Origin of the sequence: Pseudoalteromonas sp. SG44-5 (genome assembly GCF_014164175.1) — a bacterium.
GTDB classification, from domain to species: Bacteria; Pseudomonadota; Gammaproteobacteria; order Enterobacterales; family Alteromonadaceae; genus Pseudoalteromonas; species Pseudoalteromonas nigrifaciens.
Map to the genome: position 1 here is coordinate 80361 of NZ_JACJES010000004.1, position 16307 is coordinate 96667.

Annotated in this window: 15 protein-coding genes and 1 pseudogene; 6 read left to right on the forward strand and 10 right to left on the reverse strand. The window is 40.7% G+C overall.

Features of this window, described 5'->3' with window-relative positions:
* Window positions 1–258 precede the first annotated feature (258 nt).
* On the forward strand, window positions 259–1215 hold the full coding sequence (locus tag H5079_RS07020; RefSeq protein ID WP_011327340.1) for a methylenetetrahydrofolate reductase: 957 nt from the start codon (window positions 259–261) through the stop codon (window positions 1213–1215).
* Window positions 1216–1388: 173 nt separating this feature from the next.
* On the opposite strand, the gene H5079_RS07025 is transcribed toward H5079_RS07020, so the two are convergent.
* The 3 genes from H5079_RS07025 to H5079_RS07035 form a co-directional block, all read right to left on the reverse strand.
* Window positions 1389–1601, reverse strand: a complete 213-nt coding sequence (locus tag H5079_RS07025; protein ID WP_041454345.1) for a hypothetical protein — start codon at window positions 1599–1601, stop codon at window positions 1389–1391.
* Window positions 1602–1706: 105 nt separating this feature from the next.
* Window positions 1707–2954: a DEAD/DEAH box helicase gene (locus H5079_RS07030; RefSeq protein ID WP_041454344.1), complete on the reverse strand. Its 1248-nt coding sequence runs from the start codon at window positions 2952–2954 to the stop codon at window positions 1707–1709.
* 157 nt (window positions 2955–3111) lie between these two features.
* A complete protein-coding gene (locus H5079_RS07035) occupies window positions 3112–3813 on the reverse strand; it encodes a DUF3581 domain-containing protein (RefSeq protein WP_182683802.1) in 702 nt (233 codons plus the stop codon).
* A 203-nt stretch (window positions 3814–4016) separates the two neighbouring features.
* On the opposite strand from H5079_RS07035, the gene H5079_RS07040 reads away from it, so the two are divergent.
* Together H5079_RS07040 and H5079_RS07045 are read left to right on the forward strand one after the other, a co-directional pair.
* Window positions 4017–4802, forward strand: coding sequence for a CPBP family intramembrane glutamic endopeptidase (locus H5079_RS07040; RefSeq protein ID WP_231613427.1), 786 nt, complete (start codon window positions 4017–4019; stop codon window positions 4800–4802).
* 104 nt (window positions 4803–4906) lie between these two features.
* Window positions 4907–5299 carry a hypothetical protein gene (locus H5079_RS07045; RefSeq protein ID WP_182683804.1) on the forward strand — a complete coding sequence of 131 codons (393 nt, stop codon included), beginning with the start codon at window positions 4907–4909 and terminating at the stop codon, window positions 5297–5299.
* 4 nt (window positions 5300–5303) lie between these two features.
* On the opposite strand, the gene H5079_RS07050 is transcribed toward H5079_RS07045, so the two are convergent.
* From H5079_RS07050 to proB, 4 genes are all read right to left on the reverse strand, one after another.
* Window positions 5304–5603: a 2OG-Fe(II) oxygenase gene (locus tag H5079_RS07050; protein ID WP_182683805.1), complete on the reverse strand. Its 300-nt coding sequence runs from the start codon at window positions 5601–5603 to the stop codon at window positions 5304–5306.
* A 162-nt stretch (window positions 5604–5765) separates the two neighbouring features.
* The gene (gltX, locus tag H5079_RS07055; protein WP_089367808.1) at window positions 5766–7250 is read right to left on the reverse strand and encodes a glutamate--tRNA ligase; all 1485 of its coding nucleotides are present in this window, start codon (window positions 7248–7250) and stop codon (window positions 5766–5768) included.
* Between the two features lie 38 nt (window positions 7251–7288).
* Window positions 7289–7648: a glutaredoxin domain-containing protein gene (locus H5079_RS07060; RefSeq protein WP_011327332.1), complete on the reverse strand. Its 360-nt coding sequence runs from the start codon at window positions 7646–7648 to the stop codon at window positions 7289–7291.
* A gap of 176 nt (window positions 7649–7824) precedes the next feature.
* A complete protein-coding gene (gene proB / locus H5079_RS07065; protein ID WP_011327331.1) occupies window positions 7825–8928 on the reverse strand; it encodes a glutamate 5-kinase in 1104 nt (367 codons plus the stop codon).
* A gap of 118 nt (window positions 8929–9046) precedes the next feature.
* Between proB and H5079_RS07070 the strand changes: the two genes are divergently transcribed.
* Window positions 9047–10036 (forward strand): DMT family transporter, encoded by a 990-nt coding sequence (locus H5079_RS07070; RefSeq protein ID WP_041454657.1) that lies wholly within the window; start codon window positions 9047–9049, stop codon window positions 10034–10036.
* Here H5079_RS07070 and H5079_RS18440 read toward each other — a convergent pair.
* From H5079_RS18440 to pdsO, 3 genes and pseudogenes are all read right to left on the reverse strand, one after another.
* Window positions 10036–10524 (reverse strand): annotated as a pseudogene (locus H5079_RS18440) (class GN sortase); the annotation flags it as partial. The gene H5079_RS07070 and the pseudogene H5079_RS18440 overlap by 1 nt on opposite strands.
* On the reverse strand, window positions 10521–12515 hold the full coding sequence (locus H5079_RS07075; RefSeq protein ID WP_182683806.1) for a marine proteobacterial sortase target protein: 1995 nt from the start codon (window positions 12513–12515) through the stop codon (window positions 10521–10523). The gene H5079_RS07075 and the pseudogene H5079_RS18440, both read right to left, overlap by 4 nt.
* A gap of 26 nt (window positions 12516–12541) precedes the next feature.
* Complete coding sequence (pdsO, locus tag H5079_RS07080; protein ID WP_011327327.1) at window positions 12542–13276, reverse strand: sortase-associated OmpA-like protein PdsO; 735 nt, start codon at window positions 13274–13276, stop codon at window positions 12542–12544.
* Window positions 13277–13478: 202 nt separating this feature from the next.
* On the opposite strand from pdsO, the gene pdsR reads away from it, so the two are divergent.
* Window positions 13479–14168 (forward strand): proteobacterial dedicated sortase system response regulator, encoded by a 690-nt coding sequence (gene pdsR / locus H5079_RS07085; protein WP_011327326.1) that lies wholly within the window; start codon window positions 13479–13481, stop codon window positions 14166–14168.
* Window positions 14168–16303 (forward strand): proteobacterial dedicated sortase system histidine kinase, encoded by a 2136-nt coding sequence (gene pdsS / locus H5079_RS07090; RefSeq protein WP_182683807.1) that lies wholly within the window; start codon window positions 14168–14170, stop codon window positions 16301–16303. The genes pdsR and pdsS overlap by 1 nt, the downstream gene beginning before the upstream one ends.
* The last annotated feature ends 4 nt before the right edge of the window (window positions 16304–16307 follow it).

Sequence of the window (16307 nt, forward strand, 5' to 3'; positions counted from 1 at the left end):
ATAGCAATCAATTTTAATCGCTAAACGTTGAGCTAGTTTAATAAAAAGTACCATCTGATTATGCCGCAAAGCCGCCAATAATAAGAGCCTAAAGCGTTGTTATTATGTAAACAACTGTATCAAATTTACTAATTGGTAACGAGCTTGTATGAATAAACCTCACTACGATTGAAAAACTTTCATTAAATAAAGCTATCTAGCCATCTAAATGGCTGCTATATTAATTCCATCGTAACAAACTAAGCTGGAATGAGGATTATGGCTTTATCACTTCAAGAGAAAATAGAAGATAGCAATCAAGGCGTATACCTTATTGGTACTACGCCGCCAAAAATTGGTACCGATAAAGCGCAACTAAAAACCATTGCAGAAAAGCTATTGGGTCGCCTACACGAAATTGAATACGACGGCGTAATAATTTACGACATTCAAGACGAAAGCAGCCGTACTAATCAAGCGCGTCCGTTTCCATTTAGGCAAACTGTCGATCCACGTGAATACAGCAACCTATTACGTGGCTTATCGCACCTTGATGTAATTACCTATAAAAGTGTGGCGCAACGCAGTGCGAACGAGTTTAAAGATTGGCTAAGTGAAACTAAAAACGACTACGATTTAAAAAATATTGTTTTAGTAGGTAGCCCATCATCGATAGGCGATATAAAACTAAGCCTACCAGATGCGTATAAAACGCTGGCAGAGCAATCTGATGACTTCTTTTTAGGCGGCGTTACTATTGCAGAGCGTCATTCTAATAAACGTAATGAACACGAGCGCCTAATAGAAAAAACCGCTCAAGGCTGTAAGTTCTTTATTTCGCAAGCGGTTTACGACGCACAAGCAACAATAGAGTTAATAACTAGCTATGCACGTAGTTGTAAAGCACAAGGGCTTGAGCCTAAGCGCCTTATTTTAACTTTTACTCCGTGCGGCGGCGAAAAAACCTTAGAGTTTATGCAATGGTTGGGGATCTCAGTGCCAGAGGCCACTAAATGGCGCATGCTTGATGCGAACAATACGCTGAGTGAATCGGTACGTATTTGCCGCGAAAATCTCGATTTAATACTTAAAAGCTGTGCGCATTTAAACGTGCCGCTGGGCTTAAATATAGAAAGCTTAACTAACCGTAAAGAAGAAATTGACGCATCAATTAACTTATACCGCTTATTAAAAGCCACCATGGAATTAAATCTAGCTGAAAAGTTAATAGCTTAAGGGCTAAGCATTTAATACAAAACCAGATTAATTAGTTACACTCTTTGGCAAGCCTTATAGCTTGCCTTTTTTTATTTTAAATTTGAGAAGTAACGTATTTAGTTAAAGGTAAGGGGAAATTAGCAGTTATGTACTAAATGCATTTTGCGCTTTATTATCAATATTAACTATGTTTACTTTTGTTGCTGGCCGCTTTTGTTACTAACCTTTTGCCCTGAATAGCTTTTTAACGCAGCTCCCATAGCAGCGCACATAACACCAAAAATAACTCCTTCGTTAGATATAAACCTAAAGCTGATAAAAATATCTAATAAACTTATTATTGCCAGCGATAAAACTAAACCTATGCCTGAATACAGCAACCATGTTTTAGTAACTTTGTTCATAAATTAATTCCTTTTAAATGCTAAATTTAGCCTAATACAACCCCGCGGCTATTTTTCGGGGTCGTATTATTTCACTGACAATTGAAAGTCAAAACTAAAAAACTGTTATTTACGTCTTCTACTTGGCTCTCTTTGTCCTGTAATGCGTTTTTTATCGCGGTCTTTTCGTGATTTATTGGTGTTTTTGCGGTTATCTTTTGGCTTTTTGTTTGGATCTGGCTCGTAGCCTGCTAGCCACTGTGGCGTTAAGCGGGTATCTAACAGTACTTCTATTTCTTCAAGTAACCATTGCTCGTCAATACTTACTAGCGACATTGCAAGCCCTTGCTCACCAGCGCGACCTGTACGGCCAATGCGATGTACGTAGTCTTCGGCTATGTATGGCAGTTCAAAGTTAATTACAAATCTAAGTGTTGGAATATCTAAGCCACGTGCGGCTACATCGGTAGCAACTAATACACGGGTAATGCCTTCTTTAAAGTTTTGTAGTGCACGGTCGCGTGCGCCTTGTGATTTATCACCATGGATTGACTCGGTTTTTAAACCGTCTTTACACATTTCTTTAGCCAGTTGGTCGGCCATTTGTTTGGTGCGGGTAAAAATAAGCACTTGGCGCCAATTTTTCATGCCGATCATGTGCGATACCAGCTCGCGCTTGCGATCCTCGTCTACTGAGTAAATTACTTGCTCAACCTCAACTGCTGCTGAGTTGCGTTTATCAACTTCAACTAATTCTGGGTTTTTAAGTAGTTTTTTACTAAGCGCAAATACGCTGTCATCAAAAGTCGCCGAAAATAACAAAGTTTGGCGATCGCCTGGAATATGGCGCAATATACGTTTAATTTCGTCAATAAACCCCATATCAAGCATACGATCGGCTTCATCAAACACCAGTGAGTCAACACTTGAAAGCACCACACTGCCTTTAACAATATGATCGAGTAAGCGCCCCGGGGTGGCTACTATTACTTGCGCATCTTTTAGGGCTTTTATTTGTGGGCCTATGCTTGCGCCGCCATACGCTAATGCCCCTTTAATATTGGTGCCTTGGGCATATTTTTCAAAGCTGGCAAATACTTGCTGAGCAAGTTCGCGAGTTGGCGTTAAAATTACCACGCGAGCAACACCTGGCTCATCTTTTTTAGGGGTGTTTAAAAGTTTGTGTAGCAGTGGTAGTACAAACGCTGCGGTTTTACCTGTGCCAGTTTGTGCACTGCCCATTACATCACTGCCCGCTAAAATAGGCGGGATGGTTTTAATCTGAATTGCGGTAGGTTGAGTGTAATTATTTTGCTCAATCGCAGTTAATAACAACGGGTCGAGATTAAGTGATGAGAACGTAGTGGCAGACATAGGCTTAGCTTTAAAATGACAAAGAGCGCTATTGTACTCATATTCACTCATGCCGTAAATTAGAGTGCTTGAGAAAACTATTTAATCGTATTTATCTGCTTTTATTTGTGCCAATAAAAAAGGCGCTAAATAGCACCTTTTAAAATTCATCTCGTTTTTAAGCTGGTTTTAAATTTGCTTTGCGCTCGTTGTAAAAAGCAATCAAATCATCAACCGTAGCTTGGCAGTACTCGCGAATACCCGATACCACCATGTGCTTTTCACCAAAACCCACTTTTTTACCGTTTTCTAGCAAATTAAAGCGCAAAGTAATTTTGCCGCGTTTACCTGTGTATTCAAAACTAGGCTCTGCAAATTCAAGTGTCGGTGCACTAATTTCAACAGTATCAAGATTTATAATCATCGATTCGTAAATAATCATCGGGCGTGCAGGGTTAATCATTACCTCTTGCTTACCCATGAGCGGAATAATCACGTGCGGAAACGCTGCGCCTGAAAACTCAACATAATTTTTAATCAAGCTATTAGTAAGTGCTGGGCATTTGCTGGTTTTACCTTCGCGTTTTACCTTTAAAATTACTTTATCGCCGTTTGTTACATCAAATTCATCGGCCTCTGCAGGGAAGCTAAGTTTGGTATTTTCGTCAACCATACCCGCAAAAGTAAACTCCATGCGTTCACTAATACCGTAACGATCTAATACTAATGAAAAAAGTAAGTCTCCTGGAGCACAAAATTTCTTCGCATCTTTATCGTGAAGTGGGTTGTAATCATCAGCAATACACTTGGCGAAACGACAGCCTTGCTCACGAGAGATCGAAACATAATCAGCATGTTGCTGATAAAAAGGACTTAACATAGGGTGTTCACTACTTAAACGGCTTATAACCTGGCTATACTAACAGAAAAAATAAAATGAGAGGTCGAATCTGTTAGATTAGTTACTAAATAAAACAGAGTAATAAAAAAATAATGACTTTTTATTTATTAGCATTATCGATTATATGTGTTTTTCCGTACTGTAAAGTATCAATAATACGGCAACCACTTTGGCACTACTTAATGGCTTTAAGTGTTATATGTGCGTATTTTGAGGGTTATATAAATTTATATGGACTGTTCAGTACTGGGCTTTACGTTGCTTTATATCACTTTGTGCTATATACAAAGCAAACAATAATACGCGCTATTTTAAGCACTGTTTTTATAGTTTCCTCATTGGCATTAGCGCTTCATTGGGTGCCTGGTTTTAACAACCTTCCTATTGCTATAAACGAGCATATTACCAGCGATGCAATTGCTTTTACCCTTTATGCTAATTTTGATAAAGCTATGGCTGGCCTCTTTCTTTGTGCTTACTTTTATTCAAATATAAAGCCTTTAAAAGCAGAGTCTAAAAAGACGACTTCATTAATTAACCCCCCTATTTTAATAATTATTACTACCATTTTAGCCGCACTTACTGCAGCTTTAATGCTTGGGCTGGTAAGCTTTAACCCTAAGGTTCCTGACTTCTGGTTAGCATTTATTGCTATAAACCTTTTATTTACCTGTGTTGCTGAGGAAGCTTTATTTAGAGGCTTATTACAAACCAAGCTTAGCCAAATTATTACGCCTACCCGCTTGGCAATATTTGCGCCTGTAATTACTGCAGGTATTTTTGCTTTGGCACATTTTGCTGGGGGAGTTAGCTATGTATTAGTTTCATTTATTGCAGGTTTGGGATACGGCTATGTTTTTTATAAAACGCAGCGTTTAGAGTGGGCTATTTTATGCCATTGGTTAGTAAATATTTGTCATTTCTTTTTGTTTACTTATCCTATGCTAAGTAAAACCGAGTGCATATAAAGTCATTTACAAATACTAACAATTTACTCAGTAGTAAACATTGCCCACATCTGATTTTGTTAGTAATTTACTACTTCAAACAATAAATTAAAGGACTAATTAATATGCTACGTTTTATGGCAATAATAACTGCACTGGCTACTTTAAGTGGTTGCTCAAACATGACTTTTCATACTGATATAAACAACGACGTTTTATCTCAAGAAATTGGTACCTACGTTAATAAAAGAGATTTGCAGCAGTTTTACAGCGACCAAGAAGCACACGAAAGTGGCGCTACACTTTTAGGCCGAATAGCAGGTGAAAGCTGTGATGGCGATGGTATGGGTAACAATAATGTAAGCTATAACCGTTCTAAATCAAATGCTATTGATTTACTTAAAGCTGATGCCATGCGCAGAGGCGCAAATGCTTTTACTATTAACTCTTGTAGCGAAACCTCTGTATCGTATTGCGACCTATCTGTTTTATGTACCGGACAGGCCTACGACTATTAATAAATCATATATTAAGTGCAAAGCTCAGTAGCACACGCTTTCCAGACTCGATTTTAGATACGCTGTGTTCGTACTTATCGGGCCTAAATAAATACACCCTATTAAACCAGTTAATAATACATTTAGCGCATTTAAACACCCCACCGCTTTTAGGTTTTACTAATACAAAGTTGAGTTTGTAATAGCGCCCTTGCTGCACCGGATCAATATGGTTCATAACGCTGTGGTTTGTAGGGTAAGTAACTAAATTTATAGAAAATACACGACTACTAAAAATGGCTTTGTTTTTAACGGTTGCAATCATACTGCCTCCTATGAGTTTATATGCCGCATTGTAGCATTTAGTAAATTATGAATGCTTAGACTAAACAATATCAAAATACGATGTCATATAACTAAACAACCTGAAACAAAAAAGCCGAACTTATTTACTAAGCTCGGCTTTTAAAAATGCATTATTTAGCAATTATGCACTTGGGTATTCGCGGTAGGCACGTTCGATATTTTTAGCCTGCTTTTTAGAAATACCTAAATGCGCCAATGCTACACGTAAACGAGCACGCGATAGGTCAGAGCCTAATATTTCCATAGCATCAAGCACAGAGGTAGATGACGTTTTACCCGTAATTGCCACAAAAATCGGCTCTAAAAAGTCTTTAATTTTAAGCTCGTGGAACGTTGCTACTTCTTTTGCAATGGCAAAAATAGCTGATTTATCAAAGCTACGTAGGCCTTCTAGCTGCCATACAAAAAATTGTAGTGCTTGGCGAATTACGTCTTCATCGGCTTTGCCCGCTGTTAATAGCGCAGGATCATAAGTAGGTATACCGCCTACAAAGTGCCCTGCTAAGTCAACTAAGTCCGACAATGTGTTAATACGTGCTTTGGCTTCTGGTAATACTTTAGCTAGCATTTCGCCATTAAACTTCCAATCAACAAAGCGCTGAATTAACTGCTCGTCAGTTAGGTTTTCGCGGATCCACATGCCGTTTAACCAGCTAAGTTTATCTACGTCGAATACTGGGCCACCTAGTGACACGCGCTTCATATCGAAGTTTTCAATCATTTCGTTAAGAGTGAATTTTTCACGCTCATCTGGCATTGACCAACCCATGCGGCCTAAATAGTTAAGCACGGCTTCTGGCAGGTAACCCATTTCTTTATAGTAGTTAATAGAGGTTGGGTTTTTACGCTTAGACAGTTTTGACTTATCTGGGTTACGCAGTAGCGGTAAATGCCCAAGTACTGGCGCTTCCCAACCAAAATCTTCGTAAAGTTTTAATAGTTTAGGCGCTGAGTTAATCCACTCTTCGCCACGGAAAATATGGCTAATTTGCATATGGTGATCGTCAACTACGTTCGCTAAAAAGTAAGTTGGGAAGCCATCAGCTTTTAATAGCACTTGCATATCGACGTTTTCCCACGGGATCTCAATTTCGTCGCGTAGGTAGTCGTTAAATTTAAAAGTGCCTTCGCTAGGGATTTTCATACGTATAACGTAAGGTTTACCCGCTGCTAGGTTTGCTTTAATTTCGTCGTCTGTGTGGTTTAAGCCACGGCCGTCGTATTTAGGGCGTAGACCTTCTGCCATTTGCTCTTCGCGCATTTTATCCAGCTCTTCGCTTGTTGCAAAACAGTAAAATGCTTTGCCGTCGTCAACGAGTTGGTGTGCGTATTTTTTGTATAAATCGCTACGCTCAGACTGGCGGTACGGGCCAAACTCACCGCCCACATCTGGGCCATGATCCCACTCGAGTCCTAACCAACGCAAACTATCCATAATTGCTTGCTCTGACTCGGCAGTGCTACGTACTTGGTCGGTATCTTCAATGCGAAGTACAAATTCACCACCTTGCTGTTTAGCAAAACAGTAATTAAATAAGGCGATATAAGCGGTGCCAAGATGCGGGTCGCCAGTTGGCGACGGGGCAACACGGGTGCGAATTGTCATGGTAATGTCTCTTTTAATAAGTGAGATGGTAAAGTTATTTATGCTGCTACTTTGTTTATATAAGCAATAATATCGTTTGATTCGTATAGCCAAGTTACTTGGCCATTTTGCTCGATGCGCAGACAAGGCACTTTAACTTTTCCGCCTTGTTCTAGCAGTTCTTGACGATATTGCTCATTACTTTTTGCATCACGCGTTTCTATTTTAAGGCCTTCGCGCTTAATAGCACGGCGCACTTTTACACAAAACGGGCATGCTTTAAATTGATAAAGCTTAAATTGTGCGGTTTGCTGATCAAGCTGCTGTTGCACTTCTGGAGCACGTTTTTTACTACGTGGCGTAAATACAAAATTAAAGAATAAAATTATACTTCCTAATAACCAACGAACTAATTTCATTAACTGCACTCTATTTACAACAAATTTAAGGTGCCAGATTTTAACACAAAAATAGCAGCAAAAAAGCTCAAATATACTCAGCCAGTATATTTGAGCTTTGTAAGCTCAACCTCGGGTCAGGTTAATTATTTAGCTACTAAAATGGGAGCTTATTTATTCAGCTATACTGCTTTTTATTACAGTAAAATTAAGTCATCGCGATGCAGTACTTCTGCCCCGCCATCGTAATCAAGTAATTCACCTATTTGCTTAGAGTGCGCGCCTTTAATTTTATTAACTTCGCTGCTGCTAAAGCGGGTTAACCCACGAGCAATAAGTTGTTTGTCGCTATTTATTACACTTATTAGATCGCCGCGCTCAAATGCCCCCAACGCATTGGTCACGCCTTTAGCAAGTAAGCTTGCACCTTTAGTTTGCAGCGCGGTTATTGCACCGGCATCAATAACAATTTGCCCGCTACTTTTAGGTCCAGCGAGTAACCACTTTTTACGCCCTTCTTTTGGCGCAGTGAGCTTTAAAAAACGTGTGCCGGGCAGTTGCTCGCTCATACATTTTAAAATGACATTTTTACCCGCACCTTTGGCAATTATAACCTCAACCCCAGCACGCCTTGCAATGTCGGCTGCTTGTAGTTTGGTTGCCATACCGCCGGTGCCCAAGTTTGTGCCACTACCACCAGCAAGCTGGCGCAATTCGTCGTTAATATCACTCACTTCACCAATTAATGTGGCATCGGCATTAGTGCGCGGATCGCTGGTAAATAATCCTTCTTGATCGGTAAGCAATAACAGCTTATTGGCATTAGCTAAAATAGCCACCAACGCTGATAAATTATCGTTATCGCCTACTTTTATTTCACTAGTAGCAACCGCATCATTTTCGTTAATGATGGGCACTACGTCGTAGTTTAATAATGCATTTAGTGTATCGCGGGCATTTAAATAGCGCTCTCGGTCGTTAACATCGGCGCGGGTTAACAGCATTTGCCCTACGTTTACACCATACAAAGCAAACAAGCTTTGCCAAATATGAATGAGCTGGCCTTGACCAACTGCTGCTAGCATTTGCTTATCTATTACGCTGCGGCCACAGGGCTTTAGTAATTGTTCTCGTCCGGCCGCCACGGCTCCGCTCGAAACTAAAATAACGTGATGCCCTTGCTTTTTAAGCTCACAACATTGGCGCACTAGTTCAACCATATGCGCTTTATCTAGCTTATCGGTGCCGCCAGTCAGTACGCTTGTACCTAGCTTTACAACGATTACCTGATCCCTTTGCATTTATTTTTACTACTGAATAATTAAAGATGAATTTATTTATACCAGCTGGGTATTTTTCAACAAGTAAAATATATTCATGCTAGGATCTGATTTTATTCAATTGTGTAAATTACCTGCTATGCCTGCCAGTTTATGTTTAATTATTGCCACCTTTTTATGGGGTAGTTCCTTTATTGCACTTAAGTATGCCATTGCTATTTACGACCCCGCTTTGGTGATATTTTTACGCATGCTAACCACATTATTTTTATCGCTGTGCTTATGGCGCTATGTAATACGCTTTGAATACAGAGTTGGTGACTGGAAGTATTTAATTGCTATGTCGCTGGCTGAGCCTTGCTTGTACTTTTTATTTGAAGGCCATGCAATGGAATATACCTCGGCATCGCAGGCGGGGGTAATTGTGTCGTGCTTGCCTATTATTATTGCTGTACTGGCTTTTTTTATGCTTAAAGAATACATCAGTAAATCTATTATTATTGGCTTTACTTTTTGTATTGGTGGCAGCATTTTGCTCACTGTGCTTTCACCAAACTCCGATCAAGCGCCTAACCCATTATTAGGTAATTTTTTAGAACTTATGGCCATGGTATGTGCGGCGTTTTATACCGTTTGCATTAAACACTTAGCGAGTCGTTATTCACCGTTAACGCTTATAGCGCTGCAAGGCATTAGTGGCAGTTTATTTTTTGCACCGTTTTTGCTTTTTATCGACCTACCAAGCGAAAATCAACACAATATAACCGCTTTATTAAGTATTTTATATTTAGGCTCGTTTGTTACTTTAGGCGGTTATGGTATGTATAACTACGCTATTAGTAAGGTATCGGTATTAACCGCAGCGGCTTATTCAAATTTAATTCCTATATTTACGCTGATTCTTTCGGCCATCATTTTAAATGAAGTGCTTAACTTGTGGCAGTGGCTGAGTATATTTGTGGTATTTGTTGGCGTAATGATCAGCCAACGTCATCAAGAATTAGTGGTTGATATCCCCAGCGCCGAGTCGGGCGAGGATATTTCCACCGATCTTACTACCTCCGATATCATATCGGCCGAAACCAATAGCCTAAATTCGGTTCCCGATGCTAACGCGTCAAAAGGGTAGCACGTTAGTAAATACAATTGTGCAGTGTGTAAAAATGTGTTTTCTGACTCATGAATTACCTCGCTGCCGGTTACTTTATAATGCTGCAAGGTGCCATTTTGTAATTGCAGGGTAAACTGCTCTCCCACTTTAACGTGCTGTAAAAAAGCAAAGTGAGTGTCGTTATGCCCTGCAATGAGTGCCCCAGCTTGTTTACTACCAAGCTCTGCTGCGGGTAAAAAGTGGCTGGGCGCAAAGGCTAAATTACGCCCGCTAGCACCTGCTAATACGGTGAGTTTTTCATTATGCGCCGGCCAATTTAATTGTGCGGTTACATAACTATCGGCGTAAAACCATGGCTTAACTTTTGCCTCAGGCGTTTTAAGAGCCTGCTGCCAGGCCTGTTCAATTAGTAATTGCGCCAGCCATGCTTTGCCTTGCATGTAAGCGCCATGACCAAATAACCCCAAACCAAGTATTAATAGCCCCGCGCTTAGCCACTTTTTCATTTAAAACGCCTTACTAGCACAAACCCACTTAACAATAAAATTCCTAATATTATATGTACTTTGCTTTGCCCGTCGGTTTGTGGCAAACGCATTGCCATACCCTGAGGAACTGCGTTAGTAGCATTAGCTGTTTGTTCTGCTATTGGATTAATTTGTGTTTGCTCTATTGCTATAAATGCCGTAAATGGGCTGAGTAATTGATGAGTAAGCGCCAATTGTTGCACTTCGTCTTTAACTGCATTTTGTGAGTTATAGAGCAGCAACGACTTAATTTTTTGACGAGCCCACAGCTTAGCAATTCCTTTAGCATTTGAGCCTGCTTGTGTGTTTAGGTTAATACTAATAGGCCCTTGTGCAGTTTGCCCGTTTAATATTACATTACTGGTATTATTGAGCTTTATAGCCACCATTATTGGCTCATTAAAATAGAGATCTGGCAGTGGCGAAGGCCAAAAGTCTAGGCTATTACCGTTTTCATCGCTTAGCGCTAAATTAGTAATTGCAGGGTGTGCGAGCTTATCAAATAACTGCTGCATTTTAGGTTGCACCTCGCTAGTGCTGCCTATAAAAGTAAACGAGCCCTTGCCTACATCTGCCGCACGGCGCATAAAAAAGCTATTGGGGGCGCTGCCAATACCAACTGTAAATAAGCGGCTATCGCCTAATTTAGCTTGAATACTTTTAAACAGTGCATCTTCGTTGCTTACGCTACCATCGGTTAAAAATATTACTTGGCGTACAAAACCATCAAACTGCGAACCATCTAAAACGGCATCAAGTGCGCCTTGTATTTCTGTACCGCCGTCGGCTTGTAACCCATATATAAAGCGCTCTGCGCGGCGTAAATTAAAGCCACTTGCAACTAAAGGTTTATCGCTCATTAGGGTTACTACATTATCAAACCCTATAATGTTAAAACTGTCGTTACTGTCTAGCAGCGATAGCGCATAAAACAATGCGTTTTTAGCTTGCTCCATAGACTGCCCATGCATAGAGCCCGAAGTATCGACTACAAATACTGTTTCGCGGGCTAATCGCTGCGTTGCTATAAAGTTATCTGCAGGCGGCATTAGCATAGCGAGCCCGTAGCGCTCGCCATTTTCAAACTGCTCAGTAAAAAATGCGGCTTGGGCTTGCTCTTTTTGCAGTGGTTTAAACTCCAGTACAAAGTCGCGGTTTAGCGCATTTTGCTCATTTAACTCTATTGAGTATTGTCCAAATGCAGTGTTTTGAATATTTACATTATGAAATTTAGAATTTATATCTACCAGCTCTAAACCTACGTCTATATCTAAGTTTAAATTAAACTGACTACTTGGCTTATCGTCATTTTTTTGCGTGCTATAAACTGGGCTTAGCCAACCATGTGGTAGCGAGTTAGTTGGTTTTTGGCTTTCTTTATTTATGTCAATTTCACCTTGGGTTACATGATAACGCGGTGTGATTGTGCCCGGAAAGCGCACTGTAAAGGTGCCGCTGCTGTAATCAATTATTTCTTGATATTCCAGCTCAATAATAACCTGCTCCCCAGGGGCTATATTAGCTACGTTTGTAATAAACATATTAGCGCGTTGCTGGCGTACTAGTGCTGCTTGCTTGCCGGCCTGTTTGGCTTCTGCGTATTTTTTTTCGGCCGCCACTTTTTTATCAATTTGGCCCTTAATTACTCGCTCGCCAATACGCATGGTCATAGCATGTACTGCGCTTTCATCGGGCAGCGGAAACACATAACGCGCATTAACAGCAAACGGGTTTTGGTTTTGATAAGTTTGTTTAACTACAACATGATTTATAAGTCCGGTTAATGTCATATTTGCATCACTTTTTAATATTATTGCAGGGCCTGCTTGTGCGCCGCTGCTATCAAAAAGTTCTAACTTGGGAGAGTGTGCGTGGCTTTTAAAGCTCGTTAACATCACCAGTATACCCAGTGTAAAAAGACTTACCCATTTAAGGGTAAGCACTTTGCTTGGTTTACTCAAAAAAAACATAAAATCACTCCATCGAAGGCTTTAATTTAATTACTTGCTGTTTGGCTATTTACAGGATTTATTAAACGAGTAGTAAGGGTTACCCGCCGATCAAACGTGTTGTCTTCTACTGTGTTAGTTTTAGCAAGTGTTTGCTGCTCACCAAATGCTTGCGTGCTTAAGCGCGTGTGGCTTACGCCCTGTTTTATTAAATAGCTTTGCACCGCATTTACACGTGCTTTTGAAAGTAAAAGGTTGGCTTGTTCATCACCGCGTTGATCGGCAAACCCACTTAAATCGAGCGCTAACTGTGGCTGGTTTTTTAAAAGCGTAACGAGTTGGTCTAACTGCAATGCAAAATGTGGCGCAATAACACGTGAGCCGGTTTTAAACTGTACTGTCATGGCAAGTAAATTATTAATTTGCGATTGTGTTAACTGCTCATTTTGATTAGCAAGCACTTCGATTTGTTGCTCTAACTGGCTGTTATGGCTAAGCAGGTGTTGGTAGTCGTTGGTTTTTTCTGTCATTACAATTATTGCACGCTGTTGCTGGGCAATTTTGTTATCAGCAACTTTTGCATCGCCTATTAAACCACCAGCAAATGCTCCCACAAAAGCACCAATAGGGCCGCCTACTACACCACCTATAATAGCGCCCGCTCCTAAGCCTATTGCGGTTTCGGTGTGCGCTTCTTTTGTAGCCGTATTATTAGAGGTTGATGCTAATGCGGGACCGCAAAAAACGGCCGCTAGGGTTAGCGCTATTAATGTCTTCTTCATGATTGATCCTTAAACTTACTTTTTAATTTATGATGTTTTGTTTTGATGGGTGTATTAAAACAAGCTCAAGTGGCAACAAAGGGGAGCAAAAATGGCAAACCACTGAGCAATTGTGGCAAAAAAAAGGCAATTGCCTTTTTAAGCGTACTTAGCTTAAAAACTTCGTTATAGTGCGTTGGTAATAAAGAGGATAAACCCAGAAATGAAAAAAATAGCCATCATTGAAGATGAACCCGCCATTCGCGAAAACTACACTGAAATGCTCAGCGCACAAGGTTATCAGGTAACTGGGTATGCAAATCGTAGTAGCGCAGAAGCGGCGTTTAAAAATGCCCTGCCCGATTTAGCCATTGTTGATATTGGCTTAGGTAATGAAATAGATGGTGGGTTTTTGCTGTGCCAAACATTGCGATCACTGTCTAAAACGCTGCCTATTATTTTTTTAACCGCTCGTGATAGCGAAATAGACACTGTATGCGGCCTACGTATGGGCGCCGACGACTACCTCACAAAAGATATTAGTTTGGCTCATTTAGCGGCGCGTATTGGTGCGCTATTTCGTCGTATGGAAGCACTTAAGCAACCTGCCGACGAAAATGCACTTATAACTCGCGGGCCGTTAACGCTCGATACACAGCGCATGCAGGTGTTTTGGCAACAACTATTAGTTGATTTAACAGTAACCGAATTTTGGATGTTGCACTCCCTCGCACAGCGCCCCGGACATGTTAAAAGCCGTAATGAATTAATGAGTGATGCTAAAATTTATGTAGACGACAGCACCATAACTTCACACGTAAAACGTATTCGTAAAAAGTTTATAGCACTCGATAGTAACTTTGACTGCATAGACACAGTGTATGGCATGGGCTACAGGTGGGAGCAAATTTAATGTTGCGATTTGGCCTACGTAGTAAGTTTATTTTACTTTCTTGCTTTTTATTTTTATTGCCCTGGTTGGGCTACGAATATGTGTGGGAAATGGAAAAGTTTTTACGCCAAGGCCAAGAAAAAACCTTAGTAGGCACTACCCGTGCCCTCGCCACTGCCCTGCATGAACGCCCTGCATTATTTGATCAGCAAACTAGTTTTTTAGATCAAGTTGTAAAGGGCCGCGATCTATACGCGTACAACCTTAAAAATCCTATTCAACTCGATGGTAAGCTCACTGATTGGGAGAGCTATCAGGCATTATTTTGGCAATACGACAAACGCTACTTACAAAAAACCGACAACAAGCATCAAGCCAGCGATCTGTCGTTTGAGCACATGGTAGGAAAGTTTGATAATTACCTTTATGCACTGTTTAAAGTAACTGATAACCAACTCGTTTATCGACCAAAAAACAGTTTAAGTATTACTAATAACGACCATTTAAAAATTGGCTTAAAAACACCTGATGGGCAGTTTAACCGCTATATTATTGCGCCACGGCAAGATGGCTGGGTAAACGCTTTTAATGCAGATAGCAAAGTACCCTTTACAAAAATTCAGGGCTATTTTAGCAGTACGGCGGCTGGCTACAATATTGAGCTACGCTTTCCTATTAGTATGCTTGGCAATAAGCTTGGCTTTGCCATTGTTGATGTAGATAACAAAGAGCCCTTGTTAGAACCTAAAATAATGTCGACCTCAAACTTAAATAACCCCAGCGATTTAGGTTCAGTACTTGTGCCCTCTCCCGAAATTAATCGTATTTTAAAAGGCATGGGCCACAGTGGCAGCCGTATTTGGGTGGTCGATAAGCATCATAGAGTATTAGCACAATCGGGCTCGATTCATCATGCCGATGGCGTATGGGCTGACGGCCTTGCCAATCAAGCTCCTGAAACTTGGTGGCAACAGTTTGAGCAAAACTACTTGCATCCCCTTTATTATAAAATTTTAACACGCCCCGAAAACGAATTTTTAGATACTCTGCACGACGTAGCAGCTATGCAAGGCAGTCATTTAGCCAAAGCACTAAAAGGCCAGCCTGCATCATCGTGGCGATTAACCCCCGACAGTAAAGCCGTTATTTTATCGGCTGCTTACCCTATTTGGATCCAAGATAAAGTAATTGGCGCGGTAATAGCCGAGGAAACTACCAATGGCGTACGTACACTGCGTAATAAATCGCTCGAAAAATTATTTAACGTTATTTTAGCCGTGATGCTTATTGGCACAGTAACGTTATTCTTTTTTGCCTCTCGAATATCGAGCCGTATTAGGCGTTTGCGCGATACTGCAGAGCAAGCTATAGATGCACAAGGGCGAGTTACTGGCAGTATTAATTACAGCGATGCTAATGACGAAATTGGCGATCTATCACGCAGCTTTGCTAATATAGTCAGCCGCCTTGGTGGCTATACTAACTATTTAGAAAATATGTCGTCGCGGTTATCGCACGAGCTGCGTACACCTGTTGCAGTAGTGCGCTCATCGCTCGAAAACCTACAAATGCAACCACAAAGCGAGCTGAGTCAAAAGTACTTAGATCGTGCCAGTGAAGGCGTTGAACGCTTAGGTAAAATTATTACCACCATGAGCGAAGCCACTCGCTTAGAGCAAAGTATTCAAAGCAATGAGCCTGAGCCATTCGACTTACAAAAAGTAATAAATGGCTGCATGCAGGGCTACCAGCTTACTTACCCTAAGCAGCTGTTTACACTTGATATATGCCAAACTGCGCTTCCTATGCAAGGCGCACCAGAGTTTATAGCGCAACTGCTCGATAAGTTAATTAATAATGCAATTGAATTTAGCCACGCAGAAAAGTCAATTAGTGTTAGCTTAAAACAAAACGACAGTGCAGCAATTTTAACCGTAGGGAATTATGGTCCATTATTACCTGTCGGTTTAACTGAGCATATTTTTGATTCTATGGTGTCGGTGCGTAGCCAGCAAATGCAGCAACAGCCACATTTAGGATTAGGACTCTATATTGTAAGGTTGGTGTGCGACTACCATAATGCCAGTGTAACCGCTAAAAACAATCAACAGGGCGATGGCGTAGTGTTTACTGTAAGCCTGCCATTAGTTAAGTAAAAGT